This window comes from Streptomyces sp. NBC_00341 (genome assembly GCF_041435055.1).
Lineage (GTDB): Bacteria > Actinomycetota > Actinomycetes > Streptomycetales > Streptomycetaceae > Streptomyces.
Window position 1 is genome coordinate 2,663,293 of record NZ_CP108002.1, and the last position, 14,482, is coordinate 2,677,774.

At 70.2% G+C, this 14,482-nt stretch carries 13 protein-coding genes; 3 read left to right on the forward strand and 10 right to left on the reverse strand.

All coding sequences use genetic code 11. From position 1 onward, the window contains the following. Positions 1-9 precede the first annotated feature (9 nt). Positions 10-1,806 (reverse strand): 2-isopropylmalate synthase, encoded by a 1,797-nt coding sequence (gene leuA, locus OG892_RS11920; RefSeq protein WP_371629103.1) that lies wholly within the window; start codon positions 1,804-1,806, stop codon positions 10-12. A 322-nt stretch (positions 1,807-2,128) separates the two neighbouring features. On the opposite strand from leuA, the gene OG892_RS11925 reads away from it, so the two are divergent. Both OG892_RS11925 and OG892_RS11930 read left to right on the forward strand, forming a co-directional pair. Then, the gene (locus tag OG892_RS11925) at positions 2,129-3,205 is read left to right on the forward strand and encodes a M4 family metallopeptidase (RefSeq protein WP_371629104.1); all 1,077 of its coding nucleotides are present in this window, start codon (positions 2,129-2,131) and stop codon (positions 3,203-3,205) included. Positions 3,206-3,243: 38 nt separating this feature from the next. Then, positions 3,244-3,510, forward strand: coding sequence for a protealysin inhibitor emfourin (locus tag OG892_RS11930; protein ID WP_328867123.1), 267 nt, complete (start codon positions 3,244-3,246; stop codon positions 3,508-3,510). A gap of 29 nt (positions 3,511-3,539) precedes the next feature. Here OG892_RS11930 and era read toward each other — a convergent pair whose 3' ends face one another. The 5 genes from era to OG892_RS11955 form a co-directional block, all read right to left on the reverse strand. Next, positions 3,540-4,514 carry a GTPase Era gene (era, locus tag OG892_RS11935; protein ID WP_199884410.1) on the reverse strand — a complete coding sequence of 325 codons (975 nt, stop codon included), beginning with the start codon at positions 4,512-4,514 and terminating at the stop codon, positions 3,540-3,542. A gap of 63 nt (positions 4,515-4,577) precedes the next feature. Next, a complete protein-coding gene (locus OG892_RS11940; protein WP_371629105.1) occupies positions 4,578-5,531 on the reverse strand; it encodes a WxL protein peptidoglycan domain-containing protein in 954 nt (317 codons plus the stop codon). A gap of 88 nt (positions 5,532-5,619) precedes the next feature. Then, a complete protein-coding gene (locus tag OG892_RS11945; RefSeq protein WP_371629106.1) occupies positions 5,620-6,987 on the reverse strand; it encodes a beta-xylosidase in 1,368 nt (455 codons plus the stop codon). A gap of 217 nt (positions 6,988-7,204) precedes the next feature. Then, complete coding sequence (locus OG892_RS11950; protein WP_024491636.1) at positions 7,205-7,558, reverse strand: cytidine deaminase; 354 nt, start codon at positions 7,556-7,558, stop codon at positions 7,205-7,207. A gap of 54 nt (positions 7,559-7,612) precedes the next feature. After that, positions 7,613-8,506: a helix-turn-helix transcriptional regulator gene (locus OG892_RS11955; protein WP_328867121.1), complete on the reverse strand. Its 894-nt coding sequence runs from the start codon at positions 8,504-8,506 to the stop codon at positions 7,613-7,615. A gap of 101 nt (positions 8,507-8,607) precedes the next feature. Here OG892_RS11955 and OG892_RS11960 point away from each other — a divergent pair, with 101 nt between their 5' ends. Next, positions 8,608-10,053: an MFS transporter gene (locus OG892_RS11960; protein WP_371629107.1), complete on the forward strand. Its 1,446-nt coding sequence runs from the start codon at positions 8,608-8,610 to the stop codon at positions 10,051-10,053. Positions 10,054-10,098: 45 nt separating this feature from the next. Here the strand turns inward: OG892_RS11960 and OG892_RS11965 are convergent, their stop codons facing one another. From OG892_RS11965 to OG892_RS11980, 4 genes are read right to left on the reverse strand one after another with little or no spacing between them, the layout of a single operon-like run. After that, on the reverse strand, positions 10,099-10,452 hold the full coding sequence (locus OG892_RS11965; protein ID WP_371629108.1) for an MmcQ/YjbR family DNA-binding protein: 354 nt from the start codon (positions 10,450-10,452) through the stop codon (positions 10,099-10,101). Next, positions 10,449-11,744, reverse strand: a complete 1,296-nt coding sequence (locus tag OG892_RS11970) for a hemolysin family protein (RefSeq protein WP_073735967.1) — start codon at positions 11,742-11,744, stop codon at positions 10,449-10,451. The genes OG892_RS11965 and OG892_RS11970 overlap by 4 nt, the downstream gene beginning before the upstream one ends. After that, positions 11,741-12,238 (reverse strand): rRNA maturation RNase YbeY, encoded by a 498-nt coding sequence (gene ybeY / locus OG892_RS11975; RefSeq protein ID WP_073735968.1) that lies wholly within the window; start codon positions 12,236-12,238, stop codon positions 11,741-11,743. Before ybeY ends, OG892_RS11970 begins: the two co-directional genes overlap by 4 nt. 9 nt (positions 12,239-12,247) lie before the next feature. Further along, on the reverse strand, positions 12,248-14,377 hold the full coding sequence (locus tag OG892_RS11980) for a PhoH family protein (protein WP_073735969.1): 2,130 nt from the start codon (positions 14,375-14,377) through the stop codon (positions 12,248-12,250). Positions 14,378-14,482: the final 105 nt, after the last annotated feature.

Below are 14,482 nucleotides of genomic sequence, written 5' to 3' on the forward strand. Positions count from 1 at the left end.
GCGGGCGGGTCAGCGGGTGGCGCGGTTGACCGCCGAGACGACCGCCTTCAGCGAGGCCCGGGTGGTGTTGGCGTCGATGCCGATGCCCCACAGGACCTTTCCGTCGATCGCGCACTCGATGTACGAGGCGGCCTGGGCGCTCGCGCCCTCGCTCATCGTGTGCTCGGTGTAGTCCAGCAGCCGGGCGTCGATGCCGATGGCCTGCAGCGCCTCGAAGAACGCCGAGATCGGGCCGTTCCCGGTGCCGGTGAGCACGGTGTCCGCGCCGTCCACGGTCGCCTCGACGGTGATCGTGTCCTGACCGTCGGACCCGATGGTGCTCTGGCCGGAGCGGATCTGTACGCGCCCCCACTGAGCCGCGGCGTTGCCCGGGTTGGGCAGGTACTCGTCCTGGAACGTGGTCCAGATCTGCGTCGGAGTGACCTCGCCGCCCTCGGCGTCGGTCTTGGCCTGAATGATCCGGGAGTACTCGATCTGCATCCGGCGCGGCAGGTCCAGCTTGTGGTCGTTCTTCAGGACGTACGCGATTCCGCCCTTGCCGGACTGCGAGTTGACCCGGATGACGGCCTCGTAGGAGCGGCCGACGTCCTTCGGGTCGATCGGCAGGTACGGCACCGCCCACTCCAGGTCATCGACCGTCTTGCCCTGGGCGGCCGCGTCGGCCTCCATGGCGTCGAAGCCCTTCTTGATGGCGTCCTGGTGGGAGCCGGAGAAGGCGGTGTAGACCAGGTCGCCCGCGTAGGGGTGGCGCGGGTGGACCTCCATCTGGTTGCAGTACTCGCTGGTGCGGCGGATCTCGTCGATCTGCGAGAAGTCGATCTGCGGGTCGACGCCCTGTGAGAAGAGGTTCATGCCCAGCGTGACCAGGTCGACGTTGCCGGTGCGCTCGCCCTGGCCGAACAGGCAGCCCTCGATCCGGTCGGCCCCGGCCATCAGCGCCAGTTCGGCGGCGGCGACGGCGGTGCCGCGGTCGTTGTGCGGGTGGACGGACAGGCAGACGAACTCGCGGCGCGACAGGTTGCGCGACATCCACTCGAACCGGTCGGCGTGCGTGGACGGCGTCGAACGCTCCACGGTGGCGGGCAGGTTGAGGATGATCTCGCGACCGGCCTCGGGCTGCCAGACGTCACACACCGCCTCGCAGACCTCCAGGGCGAATTCCAGCTCGGTGTCGGTGAAGATCTCCGGGCTGTACTGGTAGCCGAAGATCGTCTCCTCGCCCAGGATCTTCTCCGCGTACTCCATGACCAGCCGGGTACCGTCCACCGCGATCTGCTTGACCTGCTCCTTGGAGCCGCGGAAGACCACGCGGCGGAAGGTGGGGGCGGTCGCGTTGTACAGGTGGACGGTGGCGCGGTGGGCGCCGCGCAGCGATTCGACGGTGCGCTCGATCAGTTCCTCGCGGGCCTGCGTCAGGACGGAGATCGTCACGTCCTCGGGGATCGCGCCCTCTTCGATGATGGAGCGGACGAACGCGAAGTCGGTCTCGCCGGAGGACGGGAAGCCGACCTCGATCTCCTTGTAGCCCATGCGTACGAGCAGGTCGAACATCTCGCGCTTGCGGGCCGGCGACATCGGGTCGATCAGCGCCTGGTTGCCGTCGCGCAGGTCCGTGGAGAGCCAGCGGGGTGCGACCGTGATCCGCTTGTCCGGCCAGGTGCGGTCGGGGATCTCGACGGCCTCGTACTGCCCGTACTTGCCGATCGGCATCCCGGAGGGCTTCTGGAGCCCGGTGGCGTTGGTGATCGGCGTGGGGCGGCCGACGGCGTTCGCAACGGGGTTCTGAGCGGGATTCACTGCGGTCATGGCGTGGGGCTCCTCGGAGTCCGGCAAGAAGGGTTCCCCTGCTCATCGAGAGCTGGGGGAAGGCCGACTGTGTCGCTGCAACACAAGACTCCGCGGGGAGGGGGTCGGCCTACGACTACAGACCCTCGCCGCGGCAGCTAAGAAGAAGCAGCCCGAAACGCATGATGCGAAGAGACTAGCCGAGCGACGCCCGAGGCGTCTGTGCCGTATCAGTATGCGGGACCGGAGGTCGGTAACGGTTAAACAGTGACCGATCACTCTAATTCGTCAATCCTGGTGGCAACCAGTGACACAGAGATCACGCGCTGCCACAGTCGAGTGCATGCAGCCTCGAACTCAGCACAGCTTCCAGCCCGTCTTCTGCACCATCGTGCCGCCCCACGTCCTCGACAAGCTGTCCCAGTCCGACGATCCCGTCCTGGCGGACCCGGCCCGCCGCACCCTGGAGGCCGACGCCGCCCGGCGCACCCGCCGCCAGGTGACGACCCCCGTCCCGGCCCGCGTCGCCCCCGCCCCTGAGGACGAGCGCTCCGGCAAGCCCGACCGCACCCTCTACGACTGCCGGCACGGCACCGAGCTGCCCGGCACCAAGGTCCGCGCCGAGGGCGAGGACCCCACGTCCGACGCCAGCGTCAACCGCGCGTACGCGGGTCTCGGCGCCACCTTCGAACTGCTGCTCAAGGCCTACGGGCGGCGTTCGATCGACGGCAACGGACTGCCGCTGATCGGCTCCGTGCACTACGACGAGAAGTACAACAACGCCTTCTTCGACGGCGAGCAGATGGTGTTCGGCGACGGGGACGGGGAGATCTTCCTGGACTTCACCGTCGCCATCGACGTCATCGCCCACGAACTGGCGCACGGCCTGACCCAGTACACGGCCAATCTGAGCTACTACGGCCAGTCCGGCGCGCTCAACGAGTCCGTCTCGGACGTCTTCGGCTCCCTGGTCAAGCAGTACTCGCTGGGCCAGACCGCGGAGCAGGCCGACTGGCTGATCGGCGCGGGCCTGCTGGCGCCGCGCGTCCAGGGGGTGGCGCTGCGCTCGATGAAGGCGCCCGGCACGGCGTACGACGACGACGTGCTCGGCAAGGACCCGCAGCCCGCGTCCATGGACGACTACATCCGCACCGGCGACGACAACGGCGGTGTCCACCTCAACTCCGGCATCCCCAATCGCGCGTTCTACCTGCTGGCGACCGCGCTCGGCGGCAGTTCCTGGGAGAAGGCCGGACAGCTCTGGTTCGATGTGCTCACGGGTGGTGAACTGGCGGTGGACGCCGACTTCGCGGCCTTCGCCCGGCTGACCGTCGCGGCGGCACGCAGCCGCTTCGGTGCGGGCGACGAGGTGGAGGCGGTCCTCAAGGCCTGGTCGGAGGTGGGCGTACCGACCGCTTAGGCAGCACCCAGGGCGCGTCCGCAGGGGAAGGACACCGTATGCGGATCAAGGTGAGCAGGACCGGCGGCTTCGCCGGTATCGCACGCCACGGCGAGATCGACACCTCCGGCCGGGCCGACGGCCGCGAGTGGGAGGCCCTGGCCGAATCGGCACTCACCGGCGGCCGGGACACCCCGCCGGCCGGCGTTCCGGACGGCTTCGGCTACCGGATCACGGTCGGTGACCGGACGGTGCACTGCGCGGACCCCCGGCTGACCGACGCCCAGCGCGCCCTGGTCTCACGCGTCCTGAAGGAGGGCGCGTGAGACCGGCGGCTTGCTGCTGAGGGGAACGCTCAGAACCCCAGCTTGCGCAGCTGCTTCGGGTCGCGCTGCCAGTCCTTGGCGACCTTCACGTGCAGGTCCAGGAAGACCGGCGTGCCGAGCAGGGCCTCAATGTGCTTGCGGGACTTGGTGCCGACGTCCTTGAGCCGCTGGCCCTTCGGGCCGATGATGATGCCCTTCTGGCTGGGCCGCTCGATGTAGACGTTGGCGTGGATGTCGAGCAGCGGCTTGTCCGCCGGGCGGTCCTCGCGCGGCAGCATCTCCTCGACGACGACCGCGATGGAGTGCGGCAGCTCGTCGCGTACGCCTTCGAGCGCGGCCTCCCGGATCAGCTCCGCGACCATGACCATCTCGGGCTCGTCCGTGAGGTCGCCCTCCGGGTAGAGCGGCGGGCTCTCGGGGAGCAGCGGGGCGATCAGGTCGGCCAGCAGGCCGACCTGGTCGTCCTTGACGGCCGAGACCGGGATGATCTCCGCCCATTCGAAGCCGAGCTCTTCGCCAAGGCGGGAGACGGCCAGCAGCTGTTCGGCGAGCTGCTTGGACTCGACCAGGTCGGACTTGGTGATGATCGCGATCTTGGGCGTCTTCTTGATGCCGGCGAGTTCCTTGACGATGTACTTGTCGCCGGGGCCGAGCTTCTGGTCGGCGGGCAGGCAGAAGCCGATGACGTCGACCTCGGCCCAGGTGGTGCGTACGACGTCGTTGAGACGCTCGCCGAGCAGGGTGCGCGGCTTGTGGAGGCCGGGGGTGTCGACCAGGATCAGCTGCGCGTCCGGCCGGTGCACGATGCCGCGGACCGTGTGCCTGGTGGTCTGTGGCCGGTTGGACGTGATCGCCACCTTCTGGCCGACCAGAGCGTTCGTAAGGGTGGACTTGCCCGCGTTGGGACGGCCCACGAAGCAGGCGAAGCCGGCCCGGTGCGGGGCGGTGTTCTCAGCCTGCTGCGCAGCAGCTTCTGGGTTAGGTCGAGCGCTCATGGCGCCCATTGTCCCCGATCCCGGCGGCACTGCCGCACCAAGGCGGCCGGCGGCGCCGCCGGGTCGCTCGTCTCAGGCCGTGCGGCGACGGCTCCGACGTGCCCGTATCCACAGTCCCGCACCCCCGGCGAGCAGCACCAGGAGCACCCCGGCGACCAGCCAGGGCAGCGCGAAGTACCCGGCGGCGGCGGACTCGCGGGTGTCGCGGGCGCTGGCGGTCAGCTTGACCTCGCCCCACTCCAGCTGCGGCGCGCCCTTCCACTCCTCGGTGAGCCGGACCTCCTGGCGGGGCAGCAGCTCGGACGGGATCCGTTTGAGGTCGCGGGCGAGCAGGGAGCGGCCGAAGAGCCCCTCCGCCTTGAGCGCGACCTTGGGGCTGAGGGTGACGTTGCCCCGGTTGTGGAGCGTGTACGAGATGACGGCGCGGGACTTTCCGGTGCCCGGGACCAGCGGCTGGGTGTGCTCGACCCTGACGTCGTCGACGGAGAGCGCGGGCATCGTCGGGCCGTTGACCCGCAGATAGATCCGGGCGCCGACGGCCTTCTGGATCCCGACGGCCACCGCGCCCGCGTCGGCGGGGTCGATGCGCTCGTCCAGCGCGACGAGGGCGCCGGGGTGGTCGCCCGGTTCGGCGTCCTCGGGGACCTTGATCGTGACGGGCACGGTGACCGAGCCGTGCGGCTTCACGGTGACCCGGTCGCGGCCGGCCTTGGCCCAGGCGCCGACGGAGCGCTGCTTCTCGTTCCGCGCGCGGACCGCGAATCCGCCGTCGCGTTCGGTGTTGTACGCGTCGGCCGCGTACAGCCGGAAGGTCAGCGGGGCGGCGGTCTTGTTCTTGACGGTCACCTTGTCGGTGAGGGTGGCTCCGGGGTCGGCCGAGAGGTAGAAGTACGGCCGGGTGCCGGTGGCGGTGGTGGCCGGGAAGACCGACCAGCTGCCGTTGTCGGCGGCGCCCGCCACGGGGGCGCCCAGCAGGAGCAGGGCTGTGGACAGCAGGGACGACAGGAGTACGGACAGCTTGCGCACGGTGCGGGCCCCCAGGGTGCACGCGTTGGCGGGGTGGATGGACCGGACGGGTGCGCGCCCGGCCCACCGGTGGATCAGCGCTCCCGGCTCACGTCAGGGTGAGGGTGAGCACTCCGGAGTAGGTGCCGGCGGCGGCGTACGCCGGCACGTCCAGCGACAGTCCGGCGTCGACGGTGAACTCGCCTCCGGTGAAGGCGCCGTTCGGCGTGGAGGCCAGGGTGGCCCCCGCGCTGCCGACCGAACCCTGTGAACCCGCCGCGCAGGTGCTCGGGCTGCCGGCCTTCGTCGTGCAGGCCGGGCTCCAGCCGAGCGCGGAGGCGCCGATCGTGGCACCGGCCGGGCCCTTGAAGTCGGTGACCTTGCCGGTCAGCGACCAGCCCGCGGGGCCGCCGCGGAAGTCCTTGACCGTCACCGTCCGCAGGTCGCCGGTGGATGCGCCGCCCTTGCCGAAGTCGACCGCAGAGAGTTCGACGGAGTCCCCGGCCTGCGACATGGAGAGCGTGCCCGCCTTGACGGTCGAGGTCAGCTTCTGGCTGCCGTCCGGTGTCTCCCCGCCGCCGCCGGTGACGGTGTAGGCCTGGGGACCCGCACCCTTGGCGGCGTCCCAGGCTGCGCCCTCGTAGGCGACGATCGCGGTGGTCGCCGGGTCGTTGACGGTGAGCTGCCCGGTGAAGCCGCCCGAACCGTCCGCGGTGGCCGTCGCGGTGTCACCGGTCTGGGCGTCCCCGGCCCGGCCGGCGAGGGTGACGGACGCGCCCTCGGTGAATTTCGAACCGGCCACGCTGACCTGGTCACCGGCCGCGCCGGAGGCCGCACCGAGCTGGATGGCGCGCTCGTTGACCTGGCCGCCGCCGTCCGTCGCGATGACCGTCTGGGAGACGGGCGCGGGCGGATCGGTGACCGTGCAGGGGGTGTCCAGCTCCATGATGTAGCTGGTGTGGATGTTGTAGTCACCGGGCGAGAGGGTGATCTCGCCGGGCGCGGTGACCGTGAAGGTGCCGGTCATGGAGAACGACGGGAACTCGCCCTTGCCGGGCACCGGATCGTTCTTCTTCGGGCCCGCCACCGTGATGTCGGCGGACTGCGCCCCGGCGACGGTGACCTTGCCGGTCGGCGTCATGATGTCGGCGGGCAGCGCCAGATCGACCGGGTTGCTCGCGGCCGGTTTGACGACGGTGTACGTCACCGTGACCGTGTCGCCGACCTTCGGGGCCGCGTTGTCGACGCTGATCTGCGCCGATGTCGTCCCGTCGATCGGCGGGATCCCGGCGATCGCGGGCGGGATGCAGTGGGTCGGGAAGTCCACCGCCACGGACGCCGCCGCCATGGCCTGGGCGGGTCCGGCGAGCAGTCCTCCCCCGGTGACGACGAGCGCGCCCACCCCCAGCGCGGCGGCCCAGCGGCGGCTTCGACGCCGCGTCCCCGGGCTGTCGGATCTTCGAATGGCTGGACTCATGGAGCCCCCTCCTGCGGAATGTGCGACGCGGCGGCTCTTCCGCGCCGGCAGGGGGCCATTGATGACTCCGGCCGAAAAGAAGTCAATGGAAGCGAAATGCGCTGACTGATGGACCATCAGATACTGTCAAGATCCATGCTTCCCGCACATCGTGTGCGAACGCCCGGCACCGATGGGGTGCCGGGCGTTCGCACACGATGTGCCGGTCCCGCGAAGGTCAGCCCGCCGTCACGGTGAGCCGCAGCACCCCGTCCGGCCCGGCGAGCAGCACCGGGGTGTCCGCCCCTCCCAGGTCCCGTACGGCCGCTCGGTCCTCCGGCGAAGGCGTCTCGGCCTCAGAGACGACCGCGGCCGCCTCCAGCGAGGTGGCGCCGCTCGCCACGGCCATGGCGACGGCGGTACGCAGCGCACTCAGGCGCAGCGACTCCAGCTCCACCGTGCCCGCCACATACGTACGTCCGGTCTCGTCCCGTACGGCCGCGCCCTCCGGCACACCGTTGCGGGCGCGGGCGCTGCGCGCCAGTGTGACGATCTTGCGGTCCTCGGCGCCGAGGTCGGTGCTATCGCTCATGTGCCGAGCATACGAAGCGTGCGGACCGGCGCGGCATCCGGGCGCCCGGCCATCTCATCCCCGGACCTGGCGCATCATGCCCCGGCGGCCCTCCGGCGAGGCCAGCAGGCGGAACTTCTCCTCGGTGCCGGTGCCCGGCCAGGGGTTGTGCAGCACGATCACCAGGTCCGGGCGGGCCGGGATGCGCAGCTGGGTGGCCTCCACGACCAGGGTGCCCACCACCGGGTGGTTCAGCTCCTTGCGCATCTGGCCGCCGGGCGCGATGTCCCGCCGCTCCCAGAGCGCGGCGAACTCGGGGCTGCGCTCCCGCGCCTCGGCCACGATCTCCCGGAATCCCTCGTCGTCGGGGCATTCCGAGCAGGCGGCCCTGAACTGGGCGACGACCTGGGCCGCGATCTCCTGCCAGTCCTTGCGCCGGGCGCGGTGGACCGGGTCCGTGAAGAAGTCGATCACGCAGTTCTGCGTCCGGCCCGGCCCCATCCCCATCACCGTCGCGGCCGCGTCGTTGTACAGGATGACGTTCCAGTACGCGTCCATGATGTGGGCCGGGAACGGCATCCAGCGGTCCAGCAGCCGCTGCAGGCCGTCGCACATGTCCGCGTGGGCCGGATCGACCTGCGCGGCGGGCGGGTTGAGCCCGGCGAGCACGTAGAGGTGGCGGCGTTCGGCGCTGCTGAGCCGCAGCACCCGGGCCACCGAGTCCAGCACCTGCGGCGACACGGTGATGTCCCGGCCCTGCTCCAGCCACTGGTACCAGGAGACGCCCACCCCGGCGAGGACGGCGACCTCCTCGCGGCGCAGCCCCGGGGTACGGCGCCGGGCACCGCCGTCCGGGAGGCCCGCCTGGGACGGGGTGACCCGCGCCCGCCTGCTCATCAGGAATTCCCGCAGCTCGCCGAGACGGTGCGCCTTGCCCGCGTCCGCCGTGATCCGGGCCGGTGTGCCCACGTACTCCCCCTGGTGTCCGGGCCCGCGCCTGCCTGGTGGTGCGGCCAACAGGATAAGTTCCCGCTCCCCACGGATATTCCGGCGCCCGCAGGCTCATGGGCATGGCGATCCATCCCCCGGCTCAAGAAGCTGTCACCCCTCCCGCACCCGCTGCCCCGGACCGGCTCTCCGGCCGGGCCCGGCTGGTGCTCCTCGTCCTGTGCGCCGCCCAGTTCATGGTGTCGCTCGACTTCTCCGTACTGAACGTGGCGCTGCCCGTCCTCGGTGACGACCTCGGCCTCGGCCGGTCCGGTCTGCAGTGGGCGATCACGGCGTTCGCGCTGCCGTCCGGCGGATTCCTGCTCCTCTTCGGCCGGATCGCGGACCTCTACGGCCGCCGCCGGATGTTCCTCACCGGCCTCGCCGTCTTCGGGGCCGCGTCACTGCTGGCCACCCTCGCCTGGAACCCGGCCGCATTCCTCACCGGCCGGGCGCTCCAGGGGCTCGGCGCCGCGGTGATCGTGCCGACCGGGATGTCCCTGCTCACCACCACCTTCCCGGAGGGTCCGCTGCGCGACCGCGCGCTCGGCATCAGCGGCACGCTGCTCTCCCTCGGCTTCACCGTCGGCATGGTGGCCGGCGGGACCCTGACCGACACCCTGGGCTGGCGCTCCACGATGGGGCTGCTGACGGTGGCCGCGGTGGCGGTGCTCGCGATGGCCCCCGCACTGCTCACCGAGTCCCGCACACCGGACCGGCCGCGGCTCGACATCCCCGGTGCGGCCACGGTCACCGGCGGGCTCCTCGCCCTGATCTACGCCCTCTCCACGGCGGCCGAGCACGGATTCGGGCGCGGGGACGTACAGATCGCCCTCGTCCTCGGGGTCGCGCTGCTCATCGCCTTCGCGGTCGTCGAGTCGCGTGCGGCGGCCCCGCTGGTCTCGCTGCCGATGCTGCGCCGTCGCACGGTGGCCTTCGGCAACCTGGGCGGGCTGCTCACCTTCTCGATGATGAGCACCGTCGTCTTCGTCCTGACCCTGTACCTCCAGGAGGTGCTGGACCTGTCGGCGTTCGGGACCGGGCTGGTCTTCGGGGTGCAGGGCCTCGCCTCCGTGGCGGCCGGGGTGTACGCCCCGAAGGTGATCGGCCGGATCGGCGCCCGGCGGACCCTGTCCTTCTCGCTCCTCGGCCAGGGCCTGTTCATCGCGGCGCTGCTGGGCCTCGGCGCGGACTCGGGCGTCTGGCTGGCGACCGCCGCGGTCTCGCTGGCCAGCGTCTGCCACCTGGGCGCGATCATCGCGTACGGGCTGACCGTCACCTCTGGCGTGCCGAACGAGGAGCAGGGCCTGGCGACGGGTCTCGTCACCACGACCCAGCAGGTGGGCCTCACCATCGGCATCCCGGTGCTCGGGGTGATCGCGACGGCCGACAGCTCGCTGCTCGACGGAGTCCGCACCGCGGTAGCGGTGGCAGCGGGCCTGCTGATCGTCACGGCGGGAGTGGTGGCAACGGGCCTGAGAACCATCTCAAGCCCCGCCGCGGCAAAATCAAGCCCCTCCGGCGATTGAGGAGCGGGGGCCCGGGGGCGGAGCCCCCGAAACCACCGGCACCACCTACCCCCGGTCCAGCCGCAACCGCTCCGCCCGGGGCAGCCCCGCCACCACCAGGTCGTAGCTGTCCTCGATCAGCTCACGCAGCTTCGCCGCCGGCAGCCCCGACACCGTCACCGTGTTCCAGTGCCGCTTGTTCATGTGCCACCCCGGCGCCACGGCCTCGTACTCCTCCCGGAGCCGCACCGCGTCGTCGGGGTCGCACTTGAGGTTCACCGTCAGCGGTCGCCCGTCCAGCGCACTCAGCGCGAACATCTTGCCGAGCACCTTGAAGACGGACGCCTCCGGCCCGAACGGGAACACCTCGGTGCTCGCGTTGAACTCCAGGCAGAACGCCCTCAGCTCCTTGGGAGTCATGCCGCCGCCTCCTCGTCCGCCGGAGCCAGCGGCTCCACCAGTACCGTGACGATCTTGTTCCGGCGGCCCGCCGGGGACTCGGCGGTGAGCCGCAGCCGGCGCCCGTCGGGCAGCTCCACCTCCGAGGACGCACCGGCGATCGGGACCCGGCCCAGCGCCTTCGCGAGCAGCCCGCCGACCGTCTCCACGTCCTCGTCGTCGTACTCGTCGAGGCCGAACAGCTCACCGAGGTCCCCGATGTCCAGGCGCGCGGTGACCCGGAAGCAGCCGTTCTCCAGCTCCTGGACCGGCGGGAGTTCGCGGTCGTACTCGTCGGTGATCTCGCCGACGATCTCCTCCAGGATGTCCTCGATGGTGACGATGCCCGCCGTGCCGCCGTACTCGTCGATCACGACGGCGACGTGGCTGCGGTCCTGCTGCATCTCGCGCAGCAGGTCCCCGGCGTTCTTCGTGTCGGGCACGAACGCCGCGGGGCGCATCGCGGTGGAGACCAGATCGGCCTCCGACTCCCGGTTGATGTGCGTCTTGCGGACCAGGTCCTTGAGATACACGATCCCGACGATGTCGTCCTCGTTCTCCCCGGTGACCGGGATCCGCGAGAAACCGGAGCGCAGCGCGAGGGTGAGCGCCTGCCGGATCGTCTTGTAGCGCTCGATGCAGACCAAGTCGGTGCGCGGCACCATCACCTCGCGCACGAGCGTGTCACCGAGCTCGAAGACGGAGTGCACCATGCGGCGCTCCTCGTCCTCGATCAGCGACTCCTGCTCCGCGAGGTCGACCATGGCCCGCAGTTCCGCCTCGCTGGCGAACGGGCCCTTGCGGAACCCCTTGCCAGGCGTCAGCGCGTTGCCGAGGAGGATCAGCAGCTGCGGGACCGGGCCCATGATCCTGGCCAGCGGCAGCAGTACGTACGCCGCCGCCGTGGCCGTGTTCAGCGGGTGCTGGCGGCCGATGGTGCGCGGCGAGACCCCGATGGCCACGTAGGAGACGAGGACCATGACCCCCATGGCGACGGCCAGCGCCTCCCACGTCTCCGGGAGTTCTTTGAGACTGGCGTAGGTGACCAGCACCCCGGCGGCCATCTCGCAGGCGACCCGCACCAGCAGGGCGACATTGAGATAGCGGGTGGGATCGGCCGCGACCTGTTCGAGCTTGTCTCCGCCGCGCCGGCCCGAGCGGACCGCCTCGGCCGCCCGGAAGCTGGACGTACGCGCGATTCCGGCCTCGGCACACGCCGCCAGCCAGCCGACGACGACCAGCAGGACGACGCCGAAGACGAGCGGCAGGCTCACGAGACGGTGGGGGCGGGCGACGGGCCGGTCATGCCGCGCTCACCGCGCCAGCCGTCCACGATCGCCGCCTGGAGGCCGAACATCTCGGCCTTCTCGTCCGGCTCCTCGTGGTCGTAACCGAGCAGGTGCAGCACCCCGTGGACGGTGAGGAGCTGGAGCTCCTCGTCCATGGAGTGCTGCGTCTCGGCGTCCTCGCCCTGCTTCTTGGCGACCTCCGGGCAGAGCACGATGTCACCGAGGAGCCCCTGCGGGGGCTCCTCCTCGTCCTTGGCCGGCGGACGCAGCTCGTCCATCGGGAAGGACATGACATCGGTCGGACCCGTCAGATCCATCCACTGGATGTGGAGCTGTTCCATGGCGTCGGTGTCCACCACGATCACCGAGAGCTCGGAGAGCGGGTGGATCCGCATCCGGGCGAGTGCGTAGCGGGCGATGTCGAGGATCGCCTGCTCGTCGACCTCGGTTCCGGACTCGTTGTTGACGTCGATCGACATGGTGCGCTGCTACTGCTTCCCGTTGTGACGGCCCTGGCCCTTGCCGGCCTGGCCGTGCTGCTCGCCTTGGCTGTCGTACTTCTCGTACGCGTCGACGATACGGCCGACCAGCTTGTGCCGGACGACATCCTGGGACGTGAGCCGGGAGAAGTGCACGTCGTCGACGCCCTCCAGGATGTCCTGCACCTGGCGCAGACCGCTCTTGGTCCCGTTCGGCAGGTCGACCTGGGTGACGTCACCGGTGACGACGATCTTCGAGTCGAATCCGAGCCGGGTGAGGAACATCTTCATCTGCTCGGCGCTGGTGTTCTGCGCCTCGTCCAGGATGATGAAGGCGTCATTGAGGGTGTTGTGCGTCAGCAGATAGTCCTGGGTGACGTACAGCGAGTCCTCCGCCGCCACCTGGATGCAGACGGCTTCCTCGCGGCCGGCCGGTTCGATGCTGTCGATGAAGCGCACAGGGCGGCCACCGCCTCCTGCCTCGCGGTACTTCTCCGCCTTACGAGCGAGGCGGAAGGGCTCGATGCCCTCGGGGAGCCGGATCTCGACGATGTGTGCGTCGTAGCGGTGATGGACCTCGCGGCCCCCCGCGAATCCCGGTGCACGCCCTTCAGCGGCCCTCCGGCGGGTGTACGCGACCCCACCCAGGGACTGTACGAGGGCGATCACGTCGTCGCGCAGCATGATCGATGCCGTCGAGTACTGGACGCGGCATGTCCGGTCCGTCTGAGTGACGGGCCCCCCGTCCGCGTCGAGCAGTCCTTGAAGAACGGCAAGACGGACGTCGGCGGAGTTGAAGAGGTATGCGTCCGGTACGAACTTGGAGTGCGAGCGCGTGCCCACCAGGTCGAGTTCGCGCAGCGGACGAGTGACCGGGTTCTCCAGCGTGACCACATCGCCCGGAGCCTTCACCCGGTTCAGAACGTAGTCGGGCCCGCCCTTGTGCCGTACGGAAACGCCCGGGAGCGCGCTCTCCAGCGCATCGGCGAGCTCAGGATCCTCGGTGGCGAACGACGGAGTCGTCGACCCGGTCAGACAGCCGTCGCCCAGCAACAGACCCAACGCGTACGGGTCCATCGGAACCCCGCGCTCGGGGAAGCCGACCGGAGCGGTGAGCATCGGCAGCTCATAGCGCCGGGCGTGCGCCGCGCGAAGGTTGCCGATCATCTCCTTGGTCTCCAGGACCCGCCACGGCTTGTCCCGCCGCTCGTCCGCCGCCGTACGGACCGTCCACAGGTGCTCACCGCAGCACAGGGTCCAGGAGCCGTCCTGGGCACTTACGCGGTAAATGTCCTTCTCGCCTTGCGGGTACACCCCGAGCACGGGCGTGGGCGCGCCATCGGAGCCGATGACGAGGTCGCCCACCTCCAGTGTGCCGATCGGACGCCAGCCGTCCGGTGTCAGCACGTTGGTGAAGACGGGCTGGGCACGGCCCCGCATATATGCCAGCGGCGCGACCTCGATCGTGCCCGCCGCCATCAGCCGCGGGATCGAGTCGGGGTCGAGCATGTCGTGCAGCGCGTCGTAGAGCGGGCGCAGGTACGGGTCGATCTTGTCGAAGAGCGTGCCGGGGAGGAAGCCGAGCCGCTCCCCCGCCTCGACCGCGGGCCGGGTCAGGATGATGCGGCTGACCTGCTTGGACTGCAGGGCCTGGACCGCCTTGGCCATGGCGAGGTACGTCTTGCCGGTACCGGCGGGGCCGATACCGAACACGATCGTGTGCTTGTCGATCGCGTCGACGTAACGCTTCTGGTTGAGGGTCTTCGGACGGATCGTGCGGCCGCGGCTGGAGAGGATGTTCTGGGTGAGCACCTCGGCCGGCGTCTCCGCGCCGTCCGCCTGGCCGTTGTCCGTGGCCCTGAGCATCGCGATCGAACGTTCCACAGCGTCCTCCGTCATCGGCTGACCGGTGCGGAGCACCAGCACCATCTCGTCGAACAGGCGCTGGATCAGGGCGATTTCCGCCGTGTTCCCCGTCGCGCTTATCTCATTGCCCCGGACGTGGATGTCGGCTGCCGGGAACGCCGCTTCGATCACGCGCAGCAGCGAGTCGCCCGATCCCAGGAGCATCACCATGGGGTGTGCGGCCGGGATCCTGATGTGGGCACGCGCCTGCGGCTGTGTTGGTGTCTGAGTCATGGGCCGGCCCTCGGGCCTGCGCATACCTCCCGTTGCAGGGTTCTCGCTGCTCGACAACCTCTGGAGTACCAAGCCTACGACTCTGTACTGACAACACCGAGAGGT

Coding starts and splice junctions, on each gene's coding strand:
- OG892_RS11960 (WP_371629107.1), top strand. CDS start 8,608: ATGGCGATCCATCCCCCGGCTCAAGAAGCTGTCACCCCTCCCGCACCC.
- OG892_RS11950 (WP_024491636.1), bottom strand. CDS start 7,558: ATGAGCGATAGCACCGACCTCGGCGCCGAGGACCGCAAGATCGTCACA.
- era (WP_199884410.1), bottom strand. CDS start 4,514: ATGGGCGCCATGAGCGCTCGACCTAACCCAGAAGCTGCTGCGCAGCAG.
- OG892_RS11965 (WP_371629108.1), bottom strand. CDS start 10,452: ATGACTCCCAAGGAGCTGAGGGCGTTCTGCCTGGAGTTCAACGCGAGC.
- OG892_RS11925 (WP_371629104.1), top strand. CDS start 2,129: ATGCAGCCTCGAACTCAGCACAGCTTCCAGCCCGTCTTCTGCACCATC.
- OG892_RS11945 (WP_371629106.1), bottom strand. CDS start 6,987: ATGAGTCCAGCCATTCGAAGATCCGACAGCCCGGGGACGCGGCGTCGA.
- OG892_RS11980 (WP_073735969.1), bottom strand. CDS start 14,377: ATGACTCAGACACCAACACAGCCGCAGGCGCGTGCCCACATCAGGATC.
- OG892_RS11930 (WP_328867123.1), top strand. CDS start 3,244: ATGCGGATCAAGGTGAGCAGGACCGGCGGCTTCGCCGGTATCGCACGC.
- ybeY (WP_073735968.1), bottom strand. CDS start 12,238: ATGTCGATCGACGTCAACAACGAGTCCGGAACCGAGGTCGACGAGCAG.
- leuA (WP_371629103.1), bottom strand. CDS start 1,806: ATGACCGCAGTGAATCCCGCTCAGAACCCCGTTGCGAACGCCGTCGGC.